Source organism: Acinetobacter sp., from assembly GCF_050285345.1.
Lineage (GTDB): Bacteria > Pseudomonadota > Gammaproteobacteria > Pseudomonadales > Moraxellaceae > Acinetobacter.
This window is the reverse complement of record NZ_JBLZXR010000009.1, coordinates 1-4,253: the sequence shown is the minus strand read 5'-3', so window position 1 is coordinate 4,253 and position 4,253 is coordinate 1. Positions and strand designations below refer to the sequence as shown.

General features: G+C 41.6%; 8 protein-coding genes and 1 pseudogene. All 9 read right to left on the bottom strand.

What is annotated here, in order from left to right; all coding sequences use genetic code 11:
- Positions 1-425 (bottom strand): annotated as a pseudogene (locus ACN6OV_RS00885) (hypothetical protein); the annotation flags it as partial.
- Positions 422-970, bottom strand: coding sequence for a DUF3486 family protein (locus ACN6OV_RS00880; protein WP_279732542.1), 549 nt, complete (start codon positions 968-970; stop codon positions 422-424). The gene ACN6OV_RS00880 and the pseudogene ACN6OV_RS00885, both read right to left, overlap by 4 nt.
- 2 nt (positions 971-972) lie before the next feature.
- Complete coding sequence (locus ACN6OV_RS00875) at positions 973-1,248, bottom strand: hypothetical protein (RefSeq protein WP_427948843.1); 276 nt, start codon at positions 1,246-1,248, stop codon at positions 973-975.
- Positions 1,249-1,277: 29 nt separating this feature from the next.
- Complete coding sequence (locus ACN6OV_RS00870; RefSeq protein ID WP_427948842.1) at positions 1,278-1,625, bottom strand: hypothetical protein; 348 nt, start codon at positions 1,623-1,625, stop codon at positions 1,278-1,280.
- A gap of 9 nt (positions 1,626-1,634) precedes the next feature.
- Positions 1,635-2,024 (bottom strand): hypothetical protein, encoded by a 390-nt coding sequence (locus ACN6OV_RS00865; RefSeq protein ID WP_427948841.1) that lies wholly within the window; start codon positions 2,022-2,024, stop codon positions 1,635-1,637.
- A 105-nt stretch (positions 2,025-2,129) separates the two neighbouring features.
- Positions 2,130-2,738 (bottom strand): hypothetical protein, encoded by a 609-nt coding sequence (locus tag ACN6OV_RS00860; protein ID WP_427948839.1) that lies wholly within the window; start codon positions 2,736-2,738, stop codon positions 2,130-2,132.
- Between the two features lie 11 nt (positions 2,739-2,749).
- Positions 2,750-3,226 (bottom strand): M15 family metallopeptidase, encoded by a 477-nt coding sequence (locus ACN6OV_RS00855; protein ID WP_427948837.1) that lies wholly within the window; start codon positions 3,224-3,226, stop codon positions 2,750-2,752.
- Positions 3,227-3,347: 121 nt separating this feature from the next.
- On the bottom strand, positions 3,348-3,704 hold the full coding sequence (locus tag ACN6OV_RS00850; protein WP_427948835.1) for a Mor transcription activator family protein: 357 nt from the start codon (positions 3,702-3,704) through the stop codon (positions 3,348-3,350).
- A gap of 13 nt (positions 3,705-3,717) precedes the next feature.
- Positions 3,718-4,179 (bottom strand): gp16 family protein, encoded by a 462-nt coding sequence (locus tag ACN6OV_RS00845; RefSeq protein WP_427948834.1) that lies wholly within the window; start codon positions 4,177-4,179, stop codon positions 3,718-3,720.
- Between the last annotated feature and the right edge of the window lie 74 nt (positions 4,180-4,253).

Here is a 4,253-nt window from a genome sequence, read left to right as displayed (position 1 = left end):
CGACCTTGACGACCACGTAAGTTGGAAGGACGACTGGTGAGGGCTTCAATACGAAAGCCTGAATTTGGGAATCGAATAATATAAGTTTTAATTTCCTTATCACCATCTTCCCAAATACCTTCCTCCATTTCAGCAGCAGCCAGATTATAGGCACGTGCCCACATTGCACAGGCTTGAATAAATTCAACAGTCATATCCTTGTTATAACCAAGGTAATAACAGTTCTGACCACCAGCGGATCTATCACTTGCAACTTCTAACGCAGCATCAGCAGCTTCTGCCCAAGTCAAACCAATACGACGAGACTTTTCACCAATTTTTAACGGACTTTTATCTGCAATCCATTCTTGCTGATAAGGTAGCAGTACTGCTGGAATCTTACTGTCAAAGTCAGGTTGTAAAAGATCAACTGGGCTATTTGTCATGATTTGGCAATTCCTAGAATTTGAGCACGAATATCAGCAGCAACTTCAGCAGATAAACCACCTTTTTTAACGATACTTTCAACCGCTTGAGCTGCTTTCTCAGCACGGTCACGAACGTCCAACATCCATTTTTTCTGATTCACAGATGCCTTGGTAATTTCAGCAATACCTTTACCGCATTTTGCAATAAGGGCTAAGCGGTCAGCAGGATCAGCATCAGGGTCATTCGACTCTTGCAATGCAATTAAGGCATTAAAAAGTTCTGTTTGAATCAGGGATAACACTGCTTGAGATCGGACATCTCCATCATCTGGTGCAGCATCAGCAATCAGTATGGCAGCTTGGGTAGAGGCTTGGACCGCTGCAAGCTTCTGTTCAAGCTTTTGCCCATAACGGTGGACGCTAGACTTACTGATGCTATAACCACGCTCCATCAAGATTTCGGCAATCTCGACATAGCCACAAAAGCCTTTATCTTTGAACCAGGTATCTAACCAAAACTTATCATCAGGATTGAGCTGATCAATTGCAGAGGGCTTCGCCATAATTACCCCCAGTACTTCGTCGGGCGAGCAATACCAGCAGGACAATTCACGGTATATTCCACTACATCAATTCCGTTAGAATTAAGGAGAGAATGCCAATGTCCATCTGGCTTCCGTTGAATATCAACTAGTTCTTTATTTTCTAAATAGGCTAATTGAGCATGTAATTCATTGGCGGTAGCATCTGGATAAATGGCTTGCACAACCGTTAGAGCGAGTACGTCCATAGCACCTAAAGGACGTGCATTATTTAAGGCATTCAGCAATAGCCAGCGCATATTTTCCCGGCGGGCTTTTACAATATCTGTCATGGTTTATTCATTCCTTGGCGTATTTGAACGTTTTCAATTTTTGAAGCCAAAGCATCAAGCTTGGCTTCAATCACAGTTTGGCCGCGGATGTAGTCCTCACGGGCAACATAGGTGTGCGGCAAATCAATCTGAAACTTATAGAACTTACGTTCCAGATCACGAATGTCATCCGAGTTTTGAGCAGATTGCTTAGCAACATCTTCAAGTTTGGTTTGCATGACTTGAAAGTTGTTATTCAGATTTTCTTCAATGCGGCCCCATAAGATCTTAATGGTCGCAATGACGGTACCAATGATCGTGATTAGAATCATGATCCATTGATAAGCCTCTAATTGAATCGCCACATTTCCCCCTTAACCCACAAAGGTTTGAAGCACAGAGCGGCCACTATTCAGCATGGCAATCAACTGATCAATAAACCAGGACACAGTCGTCCGCCAACCAGCCCAAATGGCTTTAATTTCAGCCGTTGTTTCAAGATATTCTTTAACAATAAAATCCAGCACAGCTTCTTTCTTCGCTACACCTTTGAGTACACCTTCATTTTCAACAGCCTGCATATAGTCGGCTGTAGTACGAAGCAGGTTATAGACAGCTTCAGTAGTCAGCATGATATTTCCATAGGTCTTCTTGGTAATTTCAATGCCTTTTTCGACTGTCTCGTATATGTGTCCATAATTTTTTAGAACGAAGTCCGCTAGACTAATGATCGCTTTGGGGGAGAACGTAATTTTTTTTTGCATGTCGGATTCTCTTTTTTAAATATTGAAAGCTTTGGATCGGATGGCGCATACAGTCATAAATATCCATGACTGCATACACCATCACGACTACAGGACTTTTACGCACTAAGACTTTGAGGACCATTGCGTAATGCCTTTGCTTTGATTAATAAACCGGCTGAAACATCCGCAGAATGCACAGAACGCAATAACGTACAGGCGAATATTGTCGGGTAGTACTGTAAGTACTTCTGGTGGAATTGGCGTAACAGCAAAGAATGCAATCAGACTAAAAAACATGTTGCTTAGCCATTTACCACCATCACGCCAGTTATGGACAAAGAACCCATTATTTACAGTGCCAGTAACTCCCATGACGTATTCTTGACGAACAGTTTGTAGGTTGGCTTCGCTCTGCTTTAGCTTATGTTTAAGGTCAAGAATCTGTTGGGTTTTGGCATTGTTGGCTTGACCTTGGTTAATCAACAAAGCATCTTTTTCGCTGAGCGTCAGCATTGACTGATCTAGCTGACTTTCAAGGTTCGAGATATTCAAACGTAACTTTTGGATCTTGTCCGACTCATTGGCATTTACAATCAACTGAAGGTCTTTTTGCCCAGTTTCATATCCATGCTGATAATCAGCATTGCCACGTTTTTCAATTTGTGCCCGAATGCCTTGCTGAATACGTGTTTGAATCAATGAATGAGGAACTTTAGATTTTTTATGGCTCATGATCTGATTCCTCAAAGTTCAAAATGCGGTGAATCATATTCACCTTTTTCGCGGTAATTACCGTCATTGTCCCAATCTGCACCCCAACGAATTGAAACACCTAACTCTTTGGCAGCAGCAAACATAGCCTGAGCCATTTGGTCAAACTTAGATAAATCATTCCAATCAACAGGGTAAGGCACCAAATCAACAGCTTTACCTGTTACGTGTTTACTAGAGAGTGGATTATTCAACCAAGTGACTTTGGCAGCTTTAGGTTGGGCATACTTTGCAGGGACACCTTTTGCAGTGCATTGGGCTGCGGTTCGGCCTTTACCATAGTTGATGTAGCACTGCTCTTTGGTACGCACGCCTTCAGTAACCATGAAATCCTGTGGAGTGATTTCAATTGCACGTTTAACGACTTTAACCAAGTCAGCATGTACACCCTCAAGACGGCCTAAGCTCAGTTTCGATAGCACAAACTTCTTTTTTTGATCTTCAGACATTTAAATAAACTCTTATTTAACGTCTTGTAAGTTTTGATGATTTTGCGATCTATTCCTTGCGGAAATGCTTCCATAAAAAAACCGCCTAAATGAAGGCGGTCTGTGGAGAACAAAGGTTTAATTAGCAGGCAAACATATCTAATTGCCGATCCTGTTTGATTGTAGTGGCTGGTTTATCAACTTGTTTCTTACGAACTGAACGTATCCAGCGCGGAGTAACGTTATATTTTTTTGCCAATTCACGTTGTACTTGGGTCGTTGCCCCCAATTCTTCTAAATCTTGCTCAATACGTTTATCACGCAAAAGGCCAAGGTAACGATCAGATTTAGGAATATATACAGGAACCCCATTCCAATACTGGCAAAGCTTTTTTAAGTTATTGAAGCCAAGAAGCTCAGCGAGTTCATGGCTTTCAGAAATGGTTTTAAGAGGAGGGAAATTATAATCAAAACCGCCATAATGCTTAGTCAGAATCATGGCAGTTCGATAGTCAGTCAGCTGAATGATCAGCCGAAGGTTTTCTGGTAGTTTGTTTAGGTACTCGTCTTGTTTCATTAGTGGCCCGCTTAGCTTTGTACTCCAATGCTGCCACTATACGCCAGAGTTCGTTTTCTGCACAAAATTCTAACGCTTCCTTTTGAAACATTTGTTTTGCAATACCTTTTGCATAATTCCAATGTAGTTTATGTTCCGCTAAATGCGCCTCAATTTTTCCGATCAAGGCTTCTTTAGACAGTTTCACTTTTGGTTTCTTACCAAAATTGCGTTTGGAAAAACCAAGTTGATCTAGATGCTGAATGACTTTTAGCAAGTCATCCATATTCATATCTTTAGCAGATCGCTTGCCAGTGACATGCTCAAGCATGTCACGGTAAGTATCTTCATCCAGATTCAATGTTTTTTTACCGACATGAATCGTGGCTAAACGGTCATTACGAGATGCTCTTTTCATGCTTGCAGCTCCGCCGTTAGAAGTTCAATTGAATCGCTGACTTTGATCAAGTGGTTAATGGCTTTGGTTGCATT